Annotated in this window: 23 protein-coding genes; 15 read left to right on the forward strand and 8 right to left on the reverse strand. The window is 43.2% G+C overall.

What is annotated here, in order from left to right; genetic code table 11:
- The first annotated feature begins 237 nt into the window (after positions 1-237).
- Entirely contained in the window at positions 238-411 is a 174-nt protein-coding gene (gene tatA, locus VE944_RS03665; protein WP_229552066.1) for a twin-arginine translocase TatA/TatE family subunit, read from the forward strand.
- A 45-nt stretch (positions 412-456) separates the two neighbouring features.
- Here tatA and cphA read toward each other — a convergent pair whose 3' ends face one another.
- Both cphA and VE944_RS03675 read right to left on the reverse strand, forming a co-directional pair.
- Positions 457-3,162: a cyanophycin synthetase gene (gene cphA / locus VE944_RS03670; protein ID WP_324972426.1), complete on the reverse strand. Its 2,706-nt coding sequence runs from the start codon at positions 3,160-3,162 to the stop codon at positions 457-459.
- A gap of 466 nt (positions 3,163-3,628) precedes the next feature.
- Positions 3,629-4,492 carry a cyanophycinase gene (locus VE944_RS03675; RefSeq protein ID WP_324972429.1) on the reverse strand — a complete coding sequence of 288 codons (864 nt, stop codon included), beginning with the start codon at positions 4,490-4,492 and terminating at the stop codon, positions 3,629-3,631.
- Positions 4,493-5,030: 538 nt separating this feature from the next.
- Here VE944_RS03675 and trmD point away from each other — a divergent pair.
- The 6 genes from trmD (at position 5,031) to argH (ending at position 10,769) form a co-directional block, all read left to right on the forward strand.
- Positions 5,031-5,744 carry a tRNA (guanosine(37)-N1)-methyltransferase TrmD gene (trmD, locus tag VE944_RS03680; RefSeq protein WP_324972431.1) on the forward strand — a complete coding sequence of 238 codons (714 nt, stop codon included), beginning with the start codon at positions 5,031-5,033 and terminating at the stop codon, positions 5,742-5,744.
- Positions 5,745-5,785: 41 nt separating this feature from the next.
- Entirely contained in the window at positions 5,786-6,271 is a 486-nt protein-coding gene (ispF, locus tag VE944_RS03685) for a 2-C-methyl-D-erythritol 2,4-cyclodiphosphate synthase (protein WP_324972434.1), read from the forward strand.
- Positions 6,272-6,333: 62 nt separating this feature from the next.
- Complete coding sequence (locus VE944_RS03690) at positions 6,334-8,118, forward strand: ABC transporter substrate-binding protein (protein ID WP_324972437.1); 1,785 nt, start codon at positions 6,334-6,336, stop codon at positions 8,116-8,118.
- Between the two features lie 51 nt (positions 8,119-8,169).
- Positions 8,170-8,958 (forward strand): nickel pincer cofactor biosynthesis protein LarB, encoded by a 789-nt coding sequence (gene larB / locus VE944_RS03695; RefSeq protein ID WP_324972440.1) that lies wholly within the window; start codon positions 8,170-8,172, stop codon positions 8,956-8,958.
- Between the two features lie 106 nt (positions 8,959-9,064).
- Positions 9,065-9,274 (forward strand): hypothetical protein, encoded by a 210-nt coding sequence (locus tag VE944_RS03700; protein ID WP_324972443.1) that lies wholly within the window; start codon positions 9,065-9,067, stop codon positions 9,272-9,274.
- A gap of 109 nt (positions 9,275-9,383) precedes the next feature.
- Positions 9,384-10,769 (forward strand): argininosuccinate lyase, encoded by a 1,386-nt coding sequence (argH, locus tag VE944_RS03705; RefSeq protein ID WP_324972446.1) that lies wholly within the window; start codon positions 9,384-9,386, stop codon positions 10,767-10,769.
- Positions 10,770-10,926: 157 nt separating this feature from the next.
- Here argH and VE944_RS03710 read toward each other — a convergent pair whose 3' ends face one another.
- On the reverse strand, positions 10,927-11,094 hold the full coding sequence (locus VE944_RS03710) for a hypothetical protein (protein ID WP_322643767.1): 168 nt from the start codon (positions 11,092-11,094) through the stop codon (positions 10,927-10,929).
- A gap of 638 nt (positions 11,095-11,732) precedes the next feature.
- On the opposite strand from VE944_RS03710, the gene VE944_RS03715 reads away from it, so the two are divergent.
- Positions 11,733-12,227 (forward strand): NUDIX hydrolase, encoded by a 495-nt coding sequence (locus VE944_RS03715; RefSeq protein WP_324972454.1) that lies wholly within the window; start codon positions 11,733-11,735, stop codon positions 12,225-12,227.
- 91 nt (positions 12,228-12,318) lie between these two features.
- Positions 12,319-13,161: an alpha/beta fold hydrolase gene (locus tag VE944_RS03720; RefSeq protein ID WP_324972456.1), complete on the forward strand. Its 843-nt coding sequence runs from the start codon at positions 12,319-12,321 to the stop codon at positions 13,159-13,161.
- Positions 13,162-13,286: 125 nt separating this feature from the next.
- Here VE944_RS03720 and VE944_RS03725 read toward each other — a convergent pair whose 3' ends face one another.
- Entirely contained in the window at positions 13,287-13,745 is a 459-nt protein-coding gene (locus VE944_RS03725; RefSeq protein WP_324972459.1) for a hypothetical protein, read from the reverse strand.
- Between the two features lie 27 nt (positions 13,746-13,772).
- Complete coding sequence (locus tag VE944_RS03730; RefSeq protein WP_324972462.1) at positions 13,773-14,609, reverse strand: pantothenate kinase; 837 nt, start codon at positions 14,607-14,609, stop codon at positions 13,773-13,775.
- A gap of 110 nt (positions 14,610-14,719) precedes the next feature.
- On the opposite strand from VE944_RS03730, the gene VE944_RS03735 reads away from it, so the two are divergent.
- The 4 genes from VE944_RS03735 (at position 14,720) to VE944_RS03750 (ending at position 19,135) form a co-directional block, all read left to right on the forward strand.
- Positions 14,720-16,444 (forward strand): diflavin flavoprotein, encoded by a 1,725-nt coding sequence (locus VE944_RS03735; protein ID WP_324972465.1) that lies wholly within the window; start codon positions 14,720-14,722, stop codon positions 16,442-16,444.
- A gap of 159 nt (positions 16,445-16,603) precedes the next feature.
- Complete coding sequence (locus VE944_RS03740; RefSeq protein WP_324972468.1) at positions 16,604-18,316, forward strand: diflavin flavoprotein; 1,713 nt, start codon at positions 16,604-16,606, stop codon at positions 18,314-18,316.
- 166 nt (positions 18,317-18,482) lie between these two features.
- Positions 18,483-18,710 carry a hypothetical protein gene (locus tag VE944_RS03745; RefSeq protein WP_324972470.1) on the forward strand — a complete coding sequence of 76 codons (228 nt, stop codon included), beginning with the start codon at positions 18,483-18,485 and terminating at the stop codon, positions 18,708-18,710.
- The gene (locus VE944_RS03750) at positions 18,710-19,135 is read left to right on the forward strand and encodes a type II toxin-antitoxin system VapC family toxin (RefSeq protein ID WP_324972473.1); all 426 of its coding nucleotides are present in this window, start codon (positions 18,710-18,712) and stop codon (positions 19,133-19,135) included. Before VE944_RS03745 ends, VE944_RS03750 begins: the two co-directional genes overlap by 1 nt.
- Positions 19,136-19,183: 48 nt before the next feature.
- On the opposite strand, the gene VE944_RS03755 is transcribed toward VE944_RS03750, so the two are convergent.
- From VE944_RS03755 to VE944_RS03765, 3 genes are all read right to left on the reverse strand, one after another.
- A complete protein-coding gene (locus VE944_RS03755) occupies positions 19,184-19,600 on the reverse strand; it encodes a hypothetical protein (protein WP_324972476.1) in 417 nt (138 codons plus the stop codon).
- 189 nt (positions 19,601-19,789) lie between these two features.
- A complete protein-coding gene (locus tag VE944_RS03760) occupies positions 19,790-20,119 on the reverse strand; it encodes an RNA recognition motif domain-containing protein (RefSeq protein ID WP_323200175.1) in 330 nt (109 codons plus the stop codon).
- Between the two features lie 284 nt (positions 20,120-20,403).
- Positions 20,404-20,943 carry a phycobiliprotein lyase gene (locus tag VE944_RS03765; protein WP_324972485.1) on the reverse strand — a complete coding sequence of 180 codons (540 nt, stop codon included), beginning with the start codon at positions 20,941-20,943 and terminating at the stop codon, positions 20,404-20,406.
- A gap of 591 nt (positions 20,944-21,534) precedes the next feature.
- Between VE944_RS03765 and VE944_RS03770 the strand changes: the two genes are divergently transcribed.
- Complete coding sequence (locus VE944_RS03770) at positions 21,535-23,100, forward strand: efflux RND transporter periplasmic adaptor subunit (protein WP_324972488.1); 1,566 nt, start codon at positions 21,535-21,537, stop codon at positions 23,098-23,100.
- A gap of 302 nt (positions 23,101-23,402) precedes the next feature.
- On the forward strand, positions 23,403-23,773 hold a 371-nt coding region (locus VE944_RS03775), incomplete at its 3' end, for an efflux RND transporter permease subunit (protein ID WP_324972491.1).

The following is a 23,773-nucleotide window of genomic DNA, read 5'->3' on the forward strand; positions in this document are numbered from 1 at the left end:
TAAGACCCCTACCAAATTGAAAATTTGGTGGTGCAACAATTCAGTGGCGGGTCTGAATCCCCCACTGATAGCGCAGCTCCTTCGACGCAGGAGCGTCTTGCATTCTGGTTCCTGAATTCTGACTTCTGAATTCTTCTTCAAGCAATAGGATATAGCGCTTATCAATGCAGGCAGAACTTATGAGATTTGAGCCATCAATGTCTATATTTAATTACAGAAGCCTTAGAGGAAATTTATATGTTTGGACTGGGATGGCCAGAAATAGCTGTAATTAGCATAGTCGCTGTTCTAATTTTTGGGCCAAAAAAAATTCCCGAACTGGGAACCGCATTGGGCAAAACCTTACGAGGGTTTAAGGAGGAGATGAAAACTCCCAGTGACGAAACCAATCAGGAAGAAGAAAAACAATAATAAAAGTAATCAGAATACAGGAGTCAGCGCACTGACTCCTCCTGACTACAGCAGAGTATTAACAACAGAAGAAGGTGCTATTCCATTTTGAGAATCGATGAGAGTTGTGCCGGGATTTTGTTGGTGTATCTCTTCCTTGGCTAAACCACGCAGCTTAATTAACTTAATAGCGCGAGTTACGCTTTCTGGTAAAATTACCACCAGACTGTTATCAGGAGCCATGTCTAAGCCTTTATTTATGGCTTGGGTTTCATCCAGAATTGATTCATAGCGGCTATCAGGTTTAACTTCGGTGATGCCTTGAATAATCAACTGGGCGGCTGAACCCCGTAGGCGTCCCCGTGTGTCATCGTCTTCTTTGATGATGATGTAATCAAAAATTTGTGCTGCTAATTTGCCCAATGTAACAAAGTCTTCGTCGCGGCGATCGCCTGGCCCACCAATTACGCCAATCCGTTGCCCTGTAGTCCAGTTCCGCACAAAGGAACCTACAGCTTCGTAACTGGCTGCGTTGTGGGCATAATCTACTAAAGCGTGGTAGTTGCCTAAATTAAATAAATTCATTCGTCCTGGCGTTTGACTAACTGAAGCTCGGAAGCTCTTCAAACCACCACGAATCTGCTCAATTGTGACGTTTTGCACGAATGCTGCCAAACTTGCTGCTAAAGCATTGGCAATCATAAACGGCGCCCGCCCGCCCATTGTTAAAGGTATATTTTCTGCTCTTTCTATGCGGTGTGTCCAATCACCTTTAACAATTGACAAATAGCCATTTTCATATACTGCTGCTACTCCACCCTTTTGGATATGCTTTCGCACCAATTCCGAGTCGGGGTTCATTGTGAAGTAAGCAATATTAGCCTTAGTTTTTTCTGACATGGCGGCGACGCGGCGATCGTCGGCATTAAGTACCGCGTAGCCATCAGGGAATACGGCTTCTGCTACTACACTCTTGAGGTTAGCTAACTGCTCAATGGTTTCTATATCGCCAATTCCTAAGTGGTCTGAAGCTACATTTAATACTACTCCCACATTTGCTGCTTCAAAGCCCAATCCAGAGCGGAGAATGCCACCGCGAGCCGTTTCCAGTACGGCTACTTCTACTGTGGGATCTTGGAGGATGACGTGGGCACTTTGAGGGCCTGTGTTATCGCCAGCTTCTACTAAGTAATCACCGATGTATGTTCCATCAGTAGTAGTATAACCAACTACCTGACCAGTCTGTTTATAAATATGTGCTAGTAGTCGGGTCGTAGTAGTTTTGCCATTAGTACCAGTAATACTAAGGATGGGAATTTGGCTAGATTGCTCGTTGGGGAACAGCATATCCATTACTGCGCCAGCGACGTTGCGGGGGATACCTACACTTGGCGCAACGTGCATTCGGAAGCCGGGAGCGGCGTTAACTTCAACAATCACGCCATCAACTTCCCGCAAGGGACGGCTAATATCGGTGGTGACAATATCGAGTCCGGCAATATCCAAACCGATAATCTTGACTACGCGTTGTGCCAACCAAAGATTTTCTGGGTGAATTTCATCGGTACGGTCTACCGCGCTACCACCTGTACTTAAGTTTGCCGTTGCTCTGAGATAACAAAGGGTTCCTTTGGGTGGCACGCTATTGAGGGTATAGCCTTGCCTTTCTAAGAGTTGGTAGCTGGTGCGGTCTAGTTCAATCTTGGTCAGGACGTTATCATGTCCTTCACCGCGATTTGGGTCAAGATTTGTTTCCTCAATGAGTTCGGCGATGGTGGATCTACCGTTGCCAATGACATGAGCCGGGACGCGTTCGGCTACTGCTACTACTTTGCCATTTACCACCAGTACCCTGTGGTCGCGTCCAACATAATATCTTTCGATAATAATTGACCTAGAAACCTGTCTAGCAGCTTCGTATCCGGCTTGGGCTTCTTCCCAAGTTCTGATATCAATGGTGATCCCACGTCCATGATTGCCATCCACTGGCTTGGTGACGATGGGATAGCCGCCAACGAATTCAATGGCTTGTTCCAAATCGTCTAAGAAGTTGATCACTGTACCTCTAGGTACTGGCGCACCAGCAGCACCGAGGATGCGTTTAGTGGCTTCTTTATCGCAAGCTAGTTCTACACCCAGAATGCTTGTGTTGTCCGTCATTGTGGCCTGCATCCGCTTCTGATTTACGCCGTAGCCTAGCTGAATCAAAAAGCGGGCTTCCAGAGACATCCAGGGAATACCTCTTTTTTCTGCTTCTTTGATAATCGCTTCAGTGGAGGGGCCTAAGGAAGCATCACGGGTGAAGTCTTTCAGGTCTTGGATATCTTGCTCTAGTTCTGCTTTAGGATAACGGCCTCGATCCACGATACTCTGGCACAGCCGTACTGCGGCTCGTCCAGCGTATCGTCCCGCTTCCTCATTCTGATACTCAATCACTACTTGGTAAATTCCGGGTGTGGCTGTTTCGCGGGTGCGACCAAAGCCAACATGCATACCAGCTAATTCCTGGAGTTCTAGGGCTACGTGTTCTACGATATGACCAATCATAGTGCCTTCTTTGACTCGCATCAGAAAACCACCACGACAGCCAGGAGAACAATAATGACCCTCCAGACTCGGCAGCGCCTCAACTAGTCCTTCATAAAAGCCAGGGATTTCATTCGAGGGCGTCTCGGCAAGGTTTTCTAAATCGAGGCGCATGACGATCAGCTTGTGGCGTCGAATGCTCCAATAGTTTGGGCCGCGTAAGGTCTGGATCTTGAGGATTCTCATGGGAATAGGTAGATGGAGATTCGGAACCAAATTCTAGTTTCTTACTGAAATTGACCGCTAAACTGTTCGTTGCAAACAGTTTTTTCTTTTTACATACTATTCTCATCATTTTTCTACAACAAGAAATAAATGTGCGGTCAATCGATTTTGGATTTTAAATTTATGATTTTGGATTAAAAGAGACAATTAGGGTACTTAGCTCTTTTAATTTTTTAGATTTACGATCGCAAAGGCTTAACGAGTCCTTGATGGTTTTTAGATTTGTTTCGCCCACTTGGCGGCATCTGCCAAAAAGCTCTTCTAATCTAAAATCCGTCTTGAAAAGCTTGCTAGGTCGGTAAACCAACGCCACTTGCTACAACGCGGGGAACCCGCGCAACGCAGTGGCTCTTCCTTACAACTTTTTGCAAAATCCAAAATCTAAAATTTGTGGCCAACTCAGTGTAACCTCAGATACTTTATCCCGTCAGCTGGAGATTCGCTGTACAGCAGGCAATACAGTGCGCTGGTACAAGTGGAAGCGATCGCCGTAGCTGAGGATATGGAGACGTAAATTATGTACTGTTAATGGTTCATTAGCACCGACATGGGGTTCGTTGGTGTGGGTGGCTTCAGTGGGATCAACAATGGTGACACTGCCTTTACCCATAACTTGTAACCAACCATCACGTTCAAATACTGCACAAGTATCTTCGTCAATGCCAATACCTAAGCGATCGGGGTGAGCTGCGATCGCACTAATCAGCCGTCCCATCCGATTACGATTGTGAAAGTGTTGGTCAACGATTACTTCGGGAATAAACCCTAAACCCGTTGCCATATCAACTAGGGAACGATTTGGCGATTCTCCACTACCGCCGCCAGCAATCATGTGATGCCCCATCACTGCTGCTCCTGCACTCGTGCCTGCTAAGGTTAGTTGCCCCGCCCTCACCCGTTGCCGAATAATTTCCATTGCTGGCGTATCTGCCAACACACCACAGAGACGCAGCTGGTCGCCTCCTGTCAAAAATACCCCACTACAGGCTTCTAAGGATGCTTTGATCTGGGAGGATTCACACTGTTCCCGTTCGCGGATATCTAAAATTTCTACCTTCTGAGCACCCATTTCTTCAAAAATGCGAATATACCTACCACCGATGATGGCCGGTTCGCGAGAGGCAGATGGAATAATTGTAATATAAGCCTTACTAGCACCGGCGCGTCCAAAAAAAGTTCGTAGGATTTCGCGTCCATGAACTTTATCTTCTGCACCTCCGATAACCAGAACGGCGGTTTTAGTTGCTTGGGGTGTCCTCATTTCTAGCGATTTAGCTTGTAATTGCGGCATTGTGTTTCTCCTGTCAACAACTTCAGGTGAATTTAACAAGGTTCAGAAGCAGCCATGATTTTGCGCTTTGCAACTTTTGAGAGAACACTTTTTGGAAATTTGCAACTGTGTAAGCCACTCTCCAAATTTTCGCTTAACGCTCGCGTTGCCTCAGTCTTAACGTGTTCGTTCCCATTCCTCAAAGCCAGCGCCTTGTTTTTCACCTGTCCACTTGCAGCAGGGCAAAATAGTCTTTATCGGGCTAAATTCCCGCTTTGGGATTGAGGATGAGCAGTTAAGACTACGCTTTTTTCTGAGGCTGGCTCGATGCATCCTGGAAGTTGTTAACTTGATAAGATTATTAATTTAAATGTACTTGTGACAACATTTAAACATAAATTAAGTAATTAGAAAAACTTTTAATCCCATCTAAAATCCAAGAGGTCTGGTAGTTTTAGATACTATTGATAAAGTTTAACTGGAGTTTGACCCGACTTTGGCTTGTTGATGTTTGCTAGACATTCAAATTTAAGATTAGTGTCCTTGAATACGAATAACTGTGCGCTTTGATATAGTTACGCTTTTTCCTGACTGTTTTAACTCTGTTCTCAACTCTGGTTTGCTAGGTAAAGCCTTAGCCAAACAGATTGCCGAAGTGCATCTGGTTAACCCACGGGACTTTACCACTGATAAGCACCGGAAGGTGGATGATGAACCCTACGGCGGCGGCGTTGGGATGCTAATGAAGCCAGAACCTATTTTTAATGCTGTGGAGTCGCTGCCAACTCTACCCCGAAGAGAAATAATTTTGATGAGTCCACAGGGTCAAACAATTAATCAACCTCTTTTGAAAGAATTGGTGACAAATTACGACCAGTTAGTAGTTATTTGCGGGCATTACGAAGGAGTGGATGAGAGGGTGCTACATTTGGTAACTCGTGAAGTATCTTTAGGGGATTTTATTTTGACTGGCGGGGAAATTCCAGCAATGGCTTTGATTAATGGCGTAGTGCGGCTGATCCCAGGAACCGTAGCTAAAACGGAGTCCCTTACAGCAGAAAGTTTTGAGGAGGGGTTATTGGATTATCCCCAATATACTCGTCCTGCGAATTTTCGCGGGTTAAAAGTGCCTGATGTCTTGCTCAGTGGAAATCACGCTGCGATCGCCCGGTGGCGTTATGAGCAACAAATTGAAAGAACCCGCGATCGCCGCCCTGATCTCTTGGATAAATGGAAGCAGGGGGCAGGGGAGGCAGGGGGAGCAGGAAGATAATAATTCCTGACAAATGACCAATGACAAATGACTAATGACTAATGACTAAAATTCGTATTGGTAACGGCTACGATATTCATCAACTAGTGAGCGATCGCGCTTTGATTTTAGGTGGAATTCAAATTCCCCATGAACTGGGTTTATTAGGTCACAGTGACGCTGATGTGCTAACACACGCGATTATGGATGCCATGCTTGGGGCATTATCTTTGGGGGATATTGGTCATTATTTTCCGCCTAGCGATCGTCAATGGGCGGGAGCAGATAGTTTAGTACTATTAAATCAAGTACATCAACTGATTCGGGATCAAGGTTGGCAGGTGGGAAATATTGACTCGGTGGTAGTAGCAGAACGTCCAAAATTAAAACCGCATATTCACAATATGCGCGACAAACTAGCGGCGGTTTTAGAATTACAACCAAATCAAATTGGCATTAAAGCTACCACCAACGAAAAATTAGGCCCTGTTGGACGCGAGGAAGGTATATGTGCTTATGCTGTTGTCTTGCTAGTTGCTTCCGAATAACTTTTTTTTAGCCTCTGATAAAGATATTCAAGACTAATTAGGATGAAAATAAATTTGAAATTATGAAATTTTTTAGAAAAATATTTCTGGCAATGAAAAATTTTTGGTTGCCAATATTTTTGACTTCAGCAACAGCACTTACACTTACTGCGTGCAACCCAACGAACTTTAAAAGTGCATCTGCTCAAGTGCCGCAATTGGTAAGTGCCATCCTCAGTGATCCTAAAACTTTTAACCTTGCTCTGAGTCAAGAATCACCAAATATTTTTGGTTTGACATACGCAGGATTAATTACCAAAAATCCAATTACTGGTAAAGTTGAGCCAGACTTAGCAGAATCATGGCAAATTTCTGATGACAAATTGCGATTTACTTTTACTTTACGTGAAGGCTTAAAATGGTCTGATGGGCAGCCACTCACAGCTGAAGATGTCGTATTTACTTACAACGATATCTACTTTAATCAAGCGATTCCCACAGATGTCAGAGATGGCTTCAGAATTGGTGTCAGTCGTAACCTACCTACGGTGCAAAAACTCGATGAACGCCGGGTAGAATTTACTTTACCAGAACCCTTTAGACCTTTCTTACTAAATACAGACACTTCTATCTTACCTGCCCATGCACTGCGAGAATTTGTAAAACAAAAAGATGCAGAAGGAAAGCCAACCTTTTTGAGTAAGTGGGGTGTTGATACTCCTCCCGAACAAATTATCGTCAATGGCCCTTACAAACTTGAACGCTATGACACAAGTGAACGTGTGGCGTTTCGACGCAATCCTTACTACTGGCGCAAGGACAACCAAGGTAAACCTCAGCCTTATATTGAACGTTTAGTTTGGCAAATTGTCGAAAATACGGATACTTCTTTGCTGCAATTTCGGTCTGGTGGATTAGATACTGTGGCAGTAACACCTGAATACTTTTCTTTGCTAAAGGTGCAAGAAAAGCAAGGCAATTTTAAAATTTACGGTAATGAACCTGGAACCGGTACAACGTTTGTTTTGTTTAATTTAAATAAAGGTAAAAGAAACGGAAAACCGTTGGTAAATCCAATTAAATCACGCTGGTTCAATACAGTTGAATTCAGGCAAGCCGTAGCTTATGCTATCGACCGCCAAACGATGATTAATAACACTTATCGCGGCTTGGGTGAGCCACAAAACTCACCAATTACTGTTCAAAGTCCTTATTACCTTTCGCCAAAAAAAGGATTAAAAACTTATGATTATGATATTAATAAAGCAAAGCAACTGCTAATTAAAGCTGGATTTAAGTACAATCAACAAGGTCAGTTATTAGACGCTGAAGGTAATCGCGTTCGCTTCACCTTACTCACTAACTCTGGAAATAAGATCCGCGAAGCAATTGGAGCGCAGATTAAACAAGACTTAAGTAAAATCGGTATGCAAGTGGATTTCACTCCATTGGCATGGAATACTTACACAAACAAACTTTCTAATTCTTTAGACTGGGAAGCTTCGATGCTGGGTCTGACAGGTGGTTTAGAACCCAATGATGGGGCAAATGTCTGGTCTCCCGAAGGTGGATTGCATATGTTTAATCAAAAACCACAACCTGGACAACAACCGATTGAGGGTCGGGAAGTGGCTCCTTGGGAAGCAGAAATTGGTAAACTTTACATTCAAGCTGCACAGGAATTTGATGAAGCTAAAGTGAAAGAAATTTATGGGGAAACACAGCAAATTACTCAGGAGAATTTACCGTTTATTTACTTAGTTAATCAGTTGTCAATGTCAGCTGTACGTAATCGTTTTGAAGGTATCAGATTCTCTGCTCTTAGTGGTGCATTCTGGAACATTCATGAAATCAAAATAACGGATTAATCATTAGTTATTAGTCAGTGGTTAGTGACAAGAATAAAGGATAAAAGACTAATGACAGATGAAAAAACATTGCGATCGCTACTCGTTGCGGTTGCCAATGGTAAAGTTACGCCAGATACGGCATTAGACTCACTCAAAGATTTAACTTATGAATCTGTGGGTGAGTTTGCCAAAATTGACCATCATCGCCAGTTAAGAACTGGTTTCCCAGAGGTGATTTGGGGGCCTGGTAAGACTCCCGATCAAATTGCTCAAATTATCGAGGTAATGCGCCTCCGCAACCCGGTGGTGATGGCAACCCGCATTGAACCAGCAGTTTATACCGCACTGGAATCAAAAGTTAGCGGTTTGCGATATTACGAATCGGCGCGAATTTGTGCGATCGCTCCTCCTACCATCGAACCACAATTTGCGGGTGAAATTGCCATTCTTTCTGCTGGTACTGCCGATTTACCCGTTGCTGAAGAAGCAGCTATCACTGCTGAACTTTCTGGTTTCCGCGTTCAGCGCCTATGGGATGTTGGCGTTGCGGGGATTCACCGCTTATTAAGTAACCGCCACCTGATTGAGTCCGCATCGGTGTTAATTGTCGTAGCGGGGATGGAAGGCGCTTTACCTAGCGTTGTTGCGGGTTTAGCGAGTTGTCCTGTGATTGCCGTACCCACCAGCATTGGTTATGGTGCAAGTTTTGGTGGATTAGCACCTTTATTGACAATGCTTAACTCTTGTGCTGCGGGAGTAGGTGTAGTAAATATCGATAATGGTTTTGGTGCAGCAGTTTTGGCGGGGCAAATTTTGCGGACTGCCGAGAAATTGCGGTTGGCATCGGCTGCATCTTGAGTTAAGACATTGAGGTTATATGCAATATTTCAGTAAATATCAGGAATTTATCTAAAAAATAAACTGATGCTGAAATTTGCCACCTCCAACCTCTTAATCATCAAATATGAGTCATTACAGCGATTTGATATCTCGGTTATATTGGCATTTGCCTGTAAATTTGACAGCACTACTAGCACAAACAATTACCGATCCAGACTTGATGGGTCAGGTTGAGAAATCTTGGCGTCACTTTATACAAACAGGTCAAGCGTGGGCATTGTTGATTGGTTTAGTCATTGGCTATATGATTCGGAATCTAACTAGCTACGGTTAAATCTAGAGGGGAATGGGGAGTAGGGAGTTGGGAAATCAGAAAAATTGTCTTCCTCTCTTCCTAAATCATCACTCCCCATTCCCCACTCCCCACTCCCCTCATAATATTTATGACCAAAGAAGAAACTTGGAGCCAGAGGTTTGAATCAGCATTGCATCCAGCGATCGCTCGTTTTAATGCCAGTATAGGTTTTGATATTGAATTAATCGAATATGACCTGACTGGTTCTCAAGCCCATGTCAAAATGCTTGCTCACACGGGCATTATTTCCCCAGAAGAAGGAGAGCAACTGGTTGCAGGTTTAGAACAAATTCGCCAAGAGTACCGCCAGGAAAAATTTAAGCCTGGTGTCGATGCTGAAGATGTACATTTTGCAGTTGAACGACGATTGACAGAAATTGTCGGCGATGTAGGTAAAAAGGTGCATACAGCGCGATCGCGTAATGACCAAGTTGGTACTGATACCAGACTTTACCTCCGCGACCAAATCCAACAAATTAAAAGGGAATTGCGAGAATTTCAAGGGGTTTTACTGGATATAGCTGAAAAAAACGTTGAAACCCTAATTCCTGGCTATACCCATCTACAACGCGCCCAACCCCTGAGTTTAGCTCACCACCTCTTGGCATACTTTCAAATGGCGCAACGCGACTGGGAACGGTTAGGAGACGTTTCTCGCCGCGTGAATATCTCACCTTTGGGGTGTGGTGCTTTAGCGGGAACCACTTTCCCCATTGATCGCCACTACACAGCCAAACTCTTGAATTTTGACGATATTTATGCCAATAGCCTGGATGGAGTGAGCGATCGCGATTTTGCGATCGAATTCTTGTGTGCTGCTAGCTTGATTATGGTTCACCTCAGCCGCCTTGCAGAAGAAGTCATTCTTTGGTCATCAGAAGAATTCCGCTTTGTCACCCTCAAAGATAGCTGTGCCACAGGTTCCAGTATCATGCCCCAAAAGAAAAACCCCGATGTACCAGAATTAGTGCGGGGGAAAACGGGACGTGTATTCGGTCATCTCCAGGCGATGTTAGTGATTATGAAGGGGCTACCCCTGGCGTATAACAAAGACCTCCAAGAAGATAAAGAAGGTCTATTTGATAGCGTCAATACAATCAAAGCCTCTCTCGAAGCAATGACAATTTTGCTCAGGGAAGGCTTGGAATTTCGTACCCAGCGATTAGCAGAAGCTGTGACGGAAGATTTTTCTAACGCTACCGATGTAGCAGATTATCTAGCAGCACGGGGCGTTCCTTTCCGGGAAGCTTACAACCTTGTGGGTAAGGTGGTAAAAACTAGTATTGCCGCAGGTAAACTCCTAAAAGATTTGAAATTGGAAGAGTGGCAAGAACTACATCCGGCATTTGCAGCAGATATTTATGAGGCAATATCCCCCCGTCAAGTTGTGGCAGCCCGCAACAGTTACGGTGGTACTGGCTTTGTACAGGTTCGCAAAGCACTCATCGCTGCCCGCGCTCAAATGGCTCAATAGAAGAAGTGGGGAGTGGGGAGTTGGGAGTTAGGAGTTAGGAGTAGTTTTTTTCCCAATCCCCAATCCCCAATCCCCAATCCCCAAAAATAAATAAAGGCGTACATTTGTACGCCCTAAAAGATAAATAATCTAAATAAAAAGGCTTTAAGCAGAGAGCTTAGTCAGTCTCAGCTGCTGTTGCTGCGCCTTCTTCTTCTTCACTCTTGGGTGGTCTTTGTTGGAACCTTCTCTGCATTCTTCCTGTCGTAGTTCGTTTACGAAACTTTCTGGCATACGCCTGGTTCCGTAGCGCCTTTTCTTTTTTCGGGTTACGGCGCTTGGCCATGTTCACCTCATTAATAAACAACAAAAAAGTAGCAACTAGGCATCACGTAGGCAATATCAGTTACCAATGTTATTGATATACTTGTAGCCTAGTGCAGCAATAAATACCCTTTAAACAGTGTACTAGTCTATCGCGTTCAACCTTGTTCTGTCAATTATAATTTATAACTATCCCCACCACCCAGACGAAAAATACCTTTTATTTGATTCAAATTCGTCAAATATATGTAAATTAGCTAACAAGTTGTTGTTCTTGGAACAAACCAATCAATATTATCAATAATTAGATGACGGTCTCAAACCCCGCTTAATTGTCTCTTCTAAATTTTGGGTTAAAACTTATCATTTAGATTATTTTTTTTAATGTGTGCTGAAAAATATTAGCGATCGCTAGTTTGGGCAAGGCTAATGTTAATTTTAAACTGAAAAACTTTCTGATTTTACAAACTTTATGTATATATGAATACAGTGCTTCTCTGGAAATTTGATGTTAAAATCAATAATATTCTACGTAAATCGTCAGAATAAAATCTCAAACCGCAAACATTTTTGTATAAAATAAAACTCAATATACATTTGATTAATTGAGTTTATGTAAGTGGTAGAGAGCTATAGAATACAATACAAAAATTTTGAAGATTGAACGTTATTGCTTTTTTTCCGGCAGCTGTCCAGTCCACACGTAGTTTATGGCGTATTGGACAAACAGTATTGGGTATTATATTTCGTCATCCCATTACTGGCACTAGTATCATCCCAATTTTACCCGATGGTCGGATAGTACTGATCCGACGGCGTGATGATGGTCTTTGGGCATTGCCTGGAGGCATGGTGGATTGGGGAGAAGATATTCCCAACACAGTCCGCCGGGAATTGATCGAGGAAACCGGGCTAGAATTGGTGAAAATTAATCGTTTAGTAGGAGTTTACTCCGCGCCAGACCGCGATCCCAGAATCCATTCAATTTGTGTTGTGGTTGAAGCCGAGGTACATGGGACAATGGAAATTCAGGATACTTTAGAAGTCATGGAAATCCAAGCTTTCTCTTCCAACTTGCTACCTTCAGGACAGATGTCTCACGACCATACTAGGCAGTTGCAAGACTACTTAAATGGCTTGACAACATTGGCATAACAATATTTTGTTATAAGTCATTGATCATTTGTTAGATACTAATGACAAATGACTATTTATTATGGTGCTAAAAGTTAACTACTAAATTAAAATGAATACACTATTCCGTAACTCGCGGATAAAGCTCTCTCAAGGGCTGATATTCTGGCGTGAAGTCGGTGAAAAAACTCCTATAATTTTTTTACATGGTGCTTGGAATGAGAGCAGCCAATGGTTATCCGTGATGGAGTCGCTTGCACAAGATTTTCATTGTTTTGCGCTTGATTTGTTGGGGTTTGGTGAATCAGAAAATCCGAATATCCACCATTCGATAGATTTACAAGTAGAGTGTTTGGCTGAGTTTTTGCAAGCTGTCAAGCTAGAAAAAGTATATTTAGTAGGGCATTCTCTTGGGGGTTGGATTGCTGCTAGCTATGCTTTAAAGTATCCAGAGAAACTTGATGGTGTGGTACTGCTAGCACCAGAGGGTGTAGAGATAGCAGGACAAGAACAGCATTGCCGGAAGATGCGGCAATTATTGAATTATCCACCACTAATAGTGAAATTGTTGCGATCGCTAACTCCCTTGACTAAAATTCTGGGTTGGTATGAAAAAATTGCCCAGGATTTGCAATTACGTCAGGAATTGTTGCGTTATCCTATAGCTTGCCAGTTACTCTTCAAAAGGCGACAAGCAGAAATTGAGGCGGAATTACTGCAAAAGCGGCTTTACATGATAGATGTGCCGGTTTTTATTTTACAAGGTGGCCAAGATACACCAGATGCTTTAGCCAAGAGCCGGGTTTATACTCAACTGATGCCAAAAGTCGAGTTGAAAATGATTGCCCATGCCGGAAATGACTTACCAGAATCTTGTGCTGGGGTTATAGCGGTTGAGATTGGGGAGTTTATTCAAGGTATTTTAAAAAATCATAATTTCAACGAATTAAACTAGCTCATTCAGGGTTTGTTGTTTCTGTAAAGATTTCAACCACTATTGGACTTTTGGGTTTACTTTTAGATGTGTTCCTTGACTCAAAGGATGAGTGGGGAGCAATACGGCTCTACTCATCTGTGTTTTTACACTGACATCCGATTCTGATTCAAGCCTGTCTCAATCTGTGGGTATGTTTGCTCATCGTATCCAGATTCATCAGCCATCCATTCGTCAACCAGTTCTATTACCTTTTCTAAAGAATCATCCCCTTTTGCTTCCGATTTAGAAAATTGGACAACTTGATATTCATCTAAATCTAAATTAATGTTTTCTAAGTTTCCTGAGATAATAGCCGATCTGATCTGACCTCTTAAACTCGACCCCGGAATCATAGGGGGAAATACAGCAGCGATATCAATGTCTCTCGTTTCAATAGAAACAGATATTGCTCTTTGATAACTTCCAACACTCAAACTATTGGGCAGTGGAGAAGATTTTTCCTCAATCAACGCATTGATTATTGCCCTAACTTTGAAAAGATCCACTAAAGAAAGAGCAGCGAGTTGTTGCATAATTACATAAAGCGATGATGCTTTGGGCATAACTTCACTATGGATAAACTTCTCTCTTCATTTTATTCCATCTGCACTATCACCCATTACTATTTCTCGTATTCCCCAAAATATCAAATTCGGTTCTACAATCAAACGTGCTGCTATTTCAGGATATAAGGCTTGTAAATAGTTTAATAATAAAGTGCGATCGCCCCCTTTAATCGCAATCTTTCCTTTAGGAAATAATTGCAACCACGCTTCAATAAAATATTTAATTCCAGCTAATATTGTATAAACAACTCCACTTTTAATAGCTTCTATAGTATTGAGAGCAAAACGTGGTGGTAGAGACGGAAAATTTTGCATTTCTACTAATGGTAATTGTTCTGTTTGTTGGACGAGAGTTGCAAATTGCAAACCTAATCCCGGCAAAATTGCACCTCCAACTAGATACTCATTAGCATCGGCAGCAGTAAAAGTTAGAGCTGTCCCAGCATCAATCACCAACATTGGAAAACCCCACGTTTTCCCCGCACCCCATAAAGCTAAAGCACGGTCAATTCCTAATGTAGGATAAACACCTTTTAGTCCTAGTTGGTCTAAGGTAATAACGTGAGTATTTGGGTAAGTTTGCCAAATAGCAGTTTGGCTGGGAACTACGGAGGCTATGAGAAGAGGACAGAGTGGCAGAGTGTTTGTTAGAGATTCACCTTGTGGAAAAATTTTCTCTAGTAAATCATTCAGGGTTTGACATTCAGCCAGTTGTTGTATAACAGACTCAGGTAGATAGTCGGTATCCCAAGCTGAATAAAACGCCTCGCCAATAAACAACGCCCAATGTAGCCGAGAGTTGCCAATTTCCAAAGCTAGCCAAATATTATCTATGTGTTCTGGGTGCTTATGCGGTTTCACACTTTTAACTTTTTTAAGTCATTCATAGATTTTTTAATAAAAATTAACATTCATCCCGTGTCACAATAAAACAAGAGGAACAAATACTCATTGTGTCAAGGAGGGGAGTTATGGTAGCACTCACCGAAAAAACTGAAAAACGGCTCACCATACAGACTGTGGAAATCGCTCAAGAGACGACGGCTATTCGCTCTCTAGATTGGGATCGCGATCGCTTCGATATTGAGTTTGGTCTGCAAAACGGTACCACCTATAACTCGTTTCTCATCCGTGGGGAGCAGACTGCCTTAGTTGATACCTCCCACGAAAAGTTTCGTCAACTATACTTCGATACGCTCACCGGACTAATCAAGCCAACAGATATTGATTATTTGATTATCAGCCACACCGAGCCAGACCATAGCGGTTTAGTTAAAGATTTACTGCTTATGGCTCCAGAAATAACCGTTGTCGGTTCTAAAGTGGCGATTCAGTTTCTTGAAGATTTCGTACATCAGCCATTCAAACGGCGGATTGTGAAAAATGGCGATCGCTTAGATTTGGGCAATGGTCATGAATTTGAATTTGTGATTGCCCCAAATTTACACTGGCCGGATACCATTTTCAGCTTCGACCACAAAACCAAAACTCTCTATACCTGCGATGCCTTTGGGTTGCACTATTGCTCAGATAGCACCTTTGATGAAGACTTGGCGGCTATCGAAGAAGACTTTCATTACTACTACGATTGCTTGATGGGGCCGAATGCCCGATCAGTTTTATCTGCCCTGAAGCGTATGGGTGAACTGAAAACCATCGATATGATTGCCACAGGACACGGGCCATTATTATCCCATAATGTTGAGGAACTAGTTGGACGTTACCGCACTTGGAGCCAAACGCAAGCCAAGCCAGAAACGGTAGTTGGAATATTTTACGTTTCCGAATACGGGTATAGCGATCGCCTCGTGCAAGCAATTGCCAACGGTATCGGCAAAACTGGTGTCGCCGTGGAAATTGTCGATTTGGGATCTGAAGTAGATTTACAATATCTGCGGGAATTAGTTAGCCGTTGTGCTGGGCTAATCGTTGGTTTACCTCCGGCTTCTGGCGCTGCGAGCATTCAAGCTGCACTCAGCACAGTTTTAGGATCTGCCAAAGAAAAACAAGCAATCGGCGTATTTGAAACTGGCGGTGGCGATGATGAGCCGATAGATCCTTTGCTGAGTAAATTCCGAAATTTGGGTTTGACAACGGTTTTTCCAGCAATTCGGATTAAAGAAACACCCACAGAAAATACCTACAAGCTGTGTGAAGAAGCGGGTACAGACTTAGCTCAATGGGTAACACGCGATCGCAGTATCAAAGCCATGAAATCCCTTGGTGCTGACTTAGATAAAGCACTAGGTAGACTTAGCGGTGGATTATATATTATTACTGCCAAAAAAGGCGATGTATCCAGTGCGATGTTAGCCTCCTGGGTTGCTCAAGCCAGCTTCAAACCCTTAGGATTTTCCATTGCAGTAGCCAAAGATCGGGCAATTGAATCACTCATGCAAGTAGGCGATCGCTTTGTTCTCAACATATTAGAAGAAGGCAATTTCCAACCACTAATGAAACACTTTTTAAAACGCTTCGCCCCTGGTGCCGATCGCTTTGAAGGAGTGAGAACCCAGCCAGCCGAAAATGGTGCGCCTATTCTTAACGACGCCCTCGCCTACATGGAGTGCGAAGTTGTCAGTAGAATGGATTGTGGCGACCATTGGGCAGTATACAGTACCGTCTACGCCGGACGAGTTTCTAAGCCAGATGCTTTAACTGCTGTGCATCACCGCAAAGTTGGTAATCATTATTAAGAGGGGGAGTGGGGAGTAGGGAGTAGGGAGTGGTGTTTCCTACTTCTTATCGCCCATTACCCCAAAAGTCGTGTTGGAAAGCATTATTAAAAAAAGGAATAGGGAGTGGTGATTCCGACTTCTTATTCCCTACTCCCCATTCCCTACTCCCTACTCCCTATGTCACAAAATAAACCCCGTGATGTTCAAGTTTATCCAATAGCTACAGATACAAGAATACTCCGATCGCGCAGTTGGTCAAGGCTCAGATTTGAAATTGAATATGCTCTTGCTAAAGGTACAACTGCTAATTCTTATTTAATAGAAAGCGAGAAAACTGCCATCATTGACCCTCCAGGGGAAACGTTTACAGAAATTTATTTAAAAGCGTTACAGCAGCGTTTTCATCTCGAAGACTTAGATTATGTAATTTTGGGACATGTGAACCCCAACCGCGCTGCAACTTTAAAAGCTTTGTTGAAAATTGCCCCGCAAATAACTTTTGTTTGTTCTAATCCAGGGGCGATAAATTTACGTGCGGCGCTGGAAAATCCAGATTTGCAAATTCTTGTAATGCGGGGTGAAGAAACCCTAGATTTAGGCAACGGGCATAATTTACAATTTATTCCCACACCCAATCCCCGCTATGCAGATCAACTCTGCACCTACGATCCGCAAACAGAAGTTTTGTACTCAGATAAGTTATTTGGGGCGCATGTTTGCGGAGATCAGGTATTTGATGAAGGGTGGGAAATATATAACGAAGATCGGCGCTATTATTTTGATTGCCTCATGGCTCCCCACGCTCGTCAAGTTGAAACAGCGCTGGAGAAACTAGCTGATTTCCCCGTGAGAATGTATGCTACTGGACACGGGCCTTTGGTACGCTATGGCTTAATTGACCTGACCAAAGCTTATCGAGAATGGAGTCAACAGCAAACTTCTGCTGACTTGACAGTAGCCTTGATTTATGCATCAGCTTATGGGAATACGGCAACATTAGCCCAAGCGATCGCGCGTGGGGTTACAAAAGCTGGCGTTGCTGTAGAATCGATTAACTGCGAATTTACTGAACCAGAAGAAATCCGAGCAGCTGTGGAAAAAGCCGATGGTTTCATTATGGGTTCTCCGACCCTCGGCGGTCATGCACCCACACCCGTGCAAACAGCTTTAGGAATTGTGCTATCCACCGCTACTAATAATAAACTCGCTGGTGTTTTTGGTTCCTTTGGCTGGAGTGGGGAAGCAGTTGATTTAATCGAAGATAAATTGAAAGATGCTGGCTATCGGTTTGGTTTTGACACCATCCGCGTAAAATTCAAACCCGACGATGCCACCTTACAATTATGTGAAGAAGCTGGAACCGACTTTGCCCAAGCTTTGAAGAAAGCTAGAAAAGTGCGCTCGCCAAGTCAACCTGCAACAACTGTAGAACAAGCAGTTGGTCGGATTGTCGGTTCTCTTTGTGTTCTCACAGCAAAAGAAGGCGATCGCTCCAGTGCTATGTTAGCTTCTTGGGTGTCTCAAGCTAGCTTTAGTCCCCCTGGTTTAACTATAGCTGTAGCTAAAGACCGCGCAGTAGAAACACTGACGCATACAGGAAACAAATTTGTCCTCAACATTCTTAAAGAAGGCAATCATTTGGGATTGATGAAGCACTTCCTCAAACCATTCAGCCCAGGACAAGACCGATTTGCTGATGTCGCTGCCAAAGAAGCTGAAAATGGTTCTCCTATACTTACAAATGCCCTAGCATATCTTGAATGTTCCGTACAAAACCGGATGGAATCTGGCGACCACTGGTTGGTTTATGCCACTGTCGAAAATGGTAAATTGTTAGATACTGATGGCGTTACAGCCGTACATCATCGCAAGTCGGCAACTCATTATTAATTGCGAATAGTGCATAAGCAAGCGGCGGTCTTCTATGAGGCGATCGCATGATGCTACTTGGATAAAATTGTCACGATATTGGGAAGCACAAACGGCTAAAATTTGAGATAGAGGTATTTTTTACTTATTCTGAATAATTTAATGCTCTCTGTTAGAAATTATTACCATGACATTACGTGAACTTGAAGATCAAGCACTGAGATTATCTGCCGAGGATCGTTGGCAGTTAATTAATACATTAATGCGATCGCTCCAACCGAAACTTCAGCCAACGTCAAAGCCGAAGGGTTTAGTTGCAAGTTTAATCGGCATTGCCAAGACTGACACATTGCCGCCTACAGATGAAGAAGTGAAAGCCGTCCTAGATGAGCGGTTGGTGCAAAAGTATCTGTAATGAGAGTTTTATTTGATACGAACATTCTGCTAGATGCTTTGCTAGCGCGTGAACCTTTTGTGGCGGATGCTGCTTTTTTGCTGGAGACGGTTGAATCAGGGCAAGTTGAAGGATTTATGTCGGCAACAACAGTTACGGATGTGCATTATTTGGTTGCACGCCAGACCAAGAGTACTGAAGTTGCGATTGCCGCAGTGACTCAATTGTTGGCACTGATGGAAATTTGTGCGGTGGATCGCGGGGTGCTGGAACAGGCGATGGCACTAGGGTTGACTGATTTTGAAGATGCGGTGCAGGTAGCATCTGCGATGAAGTTGGGGCTGGAGGCGATCGTTACTCGTGATGTAAATGGATTCACAGGTTCGCCGATTCCAGCAGTCTTACCTAAAGATATGAGAAATCGGTTGATGTCGCAGAATGACTGAAAAGTTCTTGATTGAGTCGATTTGACTTTTGACTTTTGCCTTGCGGTACTAGTCTTTAGGATTTTCCACAATCCCCCCACCTGATTCTAATAATTTAAGAGCTTCAGCCTTCGACATAATAGCCGTAGCAATGAGATCAGATCCTCCGCCCAAACGTGCAAGGACTCTGATAACTTCACCATTCTCATCTTGTATATTCACAATGTAGCTTTTCGTCATGGTCACGACTTTAGCCCCAGCTATAACTTCCACTCCCTTACTTCTTGTCTGAACTATCAGGACTTGCCCCTTCTCCAAAACCTGTCTGTCAATACCCTCATCAGAAGCTTCTGGGTTATGAAGTGCAGAATTTGCTGGGTGAAAATCAGAAGATTGAGCTGTAGAAATCTCTATAAGTAGCGCTCCAATAAGAGCAACCATACTTGCCACCGGAAGTACGTAGATATTAGAGAGTTTAATTTGCATTATTTTCTTAGACCGTTACTTCTACAAGTATAGTAAGGGTAAACGCCTTATGCTAATAGCACTACATTGATATAGTTACTTGTCATTCTATTGAGTACTATTCACAAGTAAAGTTTTGCATAAAAAAGGCTCAAGCATTTTTGCCTGAGCCTTTTCTAGATTCAACTAAATGACTTTCGCCTATCTAGTTTAGTAGCGACCACCACCGCCACCGCCACGGTTATAGCCGCCGCCGCCGCCACGATTACCACCACCACCGAAGGAACCACCTCGGTCTTCTCTGGGCTTCGCCTTATTCACTTTAAGGTCACGGCCCAGCCATTCAGCACCATCAAGGGCTTCAATAGCTTTGGTTTCTTCATCTTCTGAACTCATTTCCACGAAAGCAAAGCCGCGTAAACGGCCTGTTTCACGGTCAGTAGGTAGCTGAACACGCTTTACAGCACCATATTCTGCAAATACAGCACTCAGCGCATCTTGTGTAACTTCATAGGAGAGGTTACCAACGTAAATTGACATCAAATGTCTCCAAAATCATATAGTTTGTAGAGATTTAGATTTCGGAGAGAAGTCTGTAATACCAAAAGGGAAAAGCCTGTCAATACTAAAAACAAACACTGTCGCCGAATTAATTCTCATTTCACTTCCCATGATGACATAGCAACTAACTTTCTGGGGGAAATTTTCAAAACTGTTATAAAAAGTTATATTGCAGTTAGTTTTGATTTTTGAAAGTATTTGCGTGGTGCGTGTTCGCAAAGAAGCGCAGCGCAAGCGCAATAGCACAGGGAGTGGGGAAGAAACTAATCTATTCTCTTTTCTAAATATTGCCCAATCATCAACTGCTCACCAGCACGAGAGATGATCGTCTGTCTGGTGCGGTATTTGCTGCCAATTAGCTTTAACTCTTCCTCAAACACTGAACCGTTGTATTCAGTACGCAAACAGAGTGTTTTTGGGTTGGAGAAATAATACTGGGCGGTGACTGGTTTGGATATGGCAAAACCGCGATCGCGATACAAAATGTTTCCCATCACCCCAAATATTGTTGAACCTTGCGATTCTTTCTTTGTCTTTAGCACATCTGTACTTTCCCATACAACTGCTGCACCACAAATTAAACTACCTGCATCAGATAAATCGTGCATTTGAGCTAGCTTTTGCAATTCATCACAGCCCTGCTCTAAAAAATTGATCGTAACGATACTTTCCATCTCCTTAGTTTCTCCCGTCGGTAGGGTGTAGTAGCGTCGTTGCGATCGCCATTTACCCCCTGATTCCTGGAAAAATTCGGAAATCTGTAATTCATCAGTGGTTTGTACGATTCTGAGCAATGATGTCACGCCTTACCTTCCTCACCTAATGCAAATATATTTTTGGCAAAAAACTTCATTCTTGCTGTTGTTGCTATGGTACTTATCGCCCTGTTCTTGCCATGTTACGCAAGGGGGGTAAGAGAAAATAGTGTTCTCAACTACATTATAAACATAAAAACGCAATAAATCTTTAATATTCTTAACAAAAACTAAAATACTATAAATACAAGTATTTATGCAAGAATAAAAAGTAAGATGTAAAAAAAAGGGTAATTATTGTAATACCGCCCATTTTAGGATATAGGGCAAAAAGTTTCATATCTTTAGAAAAACCCAGGTTTCCCCTATGGGTAGATTTCAGAAAACTGACAAATATTTATACTAAGTTTATAATTGATTATCTGCAAGAAGATTTTCTACCTCTGCGTAAGAAGTAGAGCGGTGAGAAGTTTTGGATTTTTATGGGAAAACAGTAATTTTTGATACAGAAAGTCACTGTAAGACAGCTTACGAATTCTCGCCGTTTTTGGTTAATGATATCTCTCAAAATTACTTGGTATAACACGGCTGTTTAACCCCAAAAGCTCCCCAATAAGAGAAAAATAAATGATTTTGGATATGAATAAGCCGCACAAGCAGGTGAAAAAAACAGATCCGGTAGCCGCCAACCAGCTCATTAATATCCAGTTAAATTCAGTTGTGAAGACTGAGATAGCTATGCCTGGGGCGGGCTGGGCCTACGCAGATTTAAAGAGGAGACTTCTTGCAAACAGCACTAGTGAAACAGGTGAAAAAGGTAAAAAAGAAAATTACTTACTTTCCTCTACCTCTGTAAGAAGTTTATTCATTTCTTGCTTGGTAGGTATAGCACTGCTGACGGCAAGTTGCGGCTCGTCGCCCAAAGAATCAGCAGATGCACAATCTCAGACTCCTGGTAGTAGGGTAGGCGGTGGTACAACACCTGTAGATGTGGCGATCGCTCGAACTGACTTGCTCGAAAAACAACCAGAATACACAGGTAATACAACACCCTTTCGGATTATATCAGTGCGATCGCAGGTAGAAGCCAGATTGTTGGCTTTGAATTTAGATGTGGGCGATACGGTAAAACTTGGGCAAAACGTTGGGCAGTTAGATGATGCCATACTTTTGACCGAATTAAAGCAAGCAGAAGCAGAGCTAGCAGCTCTTAAATCAGAAGTAGCTAGAGCAACCAATCAAGTAAGCAATGCCCGTGCTGACGTTGAACGGGCGCGGCTAGAAGTGGTACAAGCCCAGGCAGACTCACAACGGCAACAGAATCTATTCAAAGCCGGAGCGATCGCTGAACAAACTGCCCAGCAAGCACGTACCCAGGCAAAAACAGCAGCACAGGCACTACGGGCAGCCCAAGAGCAGGTTCGTACAGAACAGCAAGCCGTCGCTGCCGCTCAAGGTAGAGTATTGGCCCAGCAGGCATTGGTTGCTCAAACTAAAGAGCGTAGTTCTTACGCTCGGCTGACATCCCCCATCAATGGTATAGTCACAGAAAAGGTGACAGAACCTGGCAACCTTCTGCAAGCAGGTAGCGAAGTCTTAAAAATTGGCGATTTTAACCGTGTCAAAGTCATAGTGCAAGTTTCCGAGTTAGAACTGGCACAAATTCAGGTTGGACAGTCTGTACAAGTCCGTTTAGATGCCTTCCCCAACGAAACATTAACTGGCAGAGTTACCCGCATTTCCCCAGCTGCCGATGCCACAGCTCGCTTGATACCTGTAGAAGTAGTGATTCCCAACACTCAAGGGAAAATTGGTAGTGGACTGCTGGCGCGAGTCAATTTTGAAAACCAGACGCAACAGCGCGTAGTAGTGCCGCAAACAGCTATTCAAAAACAAGCAGGCACTAAGAACTCCAAAGGTACAGGGGAGACGCAAACAAATGTACCGCAGGACTCTTCCCCAGCTAACACATCTGGTGTGGCAGAGGCAAAGTCACAAGACCAAAGTGGGGAAATATTTGTCGTCCAAGACACAGAAGGCAAAACTAAGGTAACAGCACGAGCCGTAATGTTGGGAAAAAGGGCTGATGCGAGAGTGGAAATTTTATCGGGTTTGCAAACGGGAGAGCGCTATGTTGTTCGTAGTGGTAAGCCTTTAAAAGAAGGTGACACTGTAAGTCTTTCAATTCTTTCAGAAAAGCAATAAGCTGATGCGCGTCTAAAGTATATAAACACTTTTGATGTCGTTAACTGTTGACGGTTGACGGTTAACAGTCATCAGGTAAATGTACAAATTAGGGACTTCCAAATAAAAAAATATACAACTATTTATTGTGGGGTGGGCGTCTCGCCCGCCCATAGTCAAAGACGGGCAAGATGCCCACCCCACAAGATTGGATAATTTATTTCTTGGAAGTCCCTTAAACACGTAACAGCTTAGTACGGTGAGTAATAACCACCATACCAAGAAAAAAAGTACTTAGTAGTCAGCACTTATCACTTAGTATCATGCAACAGGCGAACAATAATAATGGCAATGGCGGATTTAGTCTTAGTGCGATCGCTATCCGCCAACACATTGGCACACTCATGCTCACCGTGGCAGTAGTTGTCATTGGGGTATTTTTTCTCACCACGATCCAAGTCGATCTGCTACCAGCTATTACCTATCCACGAATTGGGGTTCGGCTAGAAGCCCCAGGTATTTCACCAGAAGTAGCAGTAGATGAAATCACTAGACCCTTAGAAGAAGCTTTACGGGCAACGGAGAATGTAGTGCAAGTTTTTTCCCGCACCCGTGAAGGACAGGTAAGCCTCGATTTATACTTCCAACCAGGGGGCGATATTGACCAAGCCCTAAACGATGCTACTGCTGCTTT

The organism is Nostoc sp. (assembly GCF_035638895.1).
In the GTDB taxonomy this organism is placed as follows: Bacteria; Cyanobacteriota; Cyanobacteriia; order Cyanobacteriales; family Nostocaceae; genus Nostoc.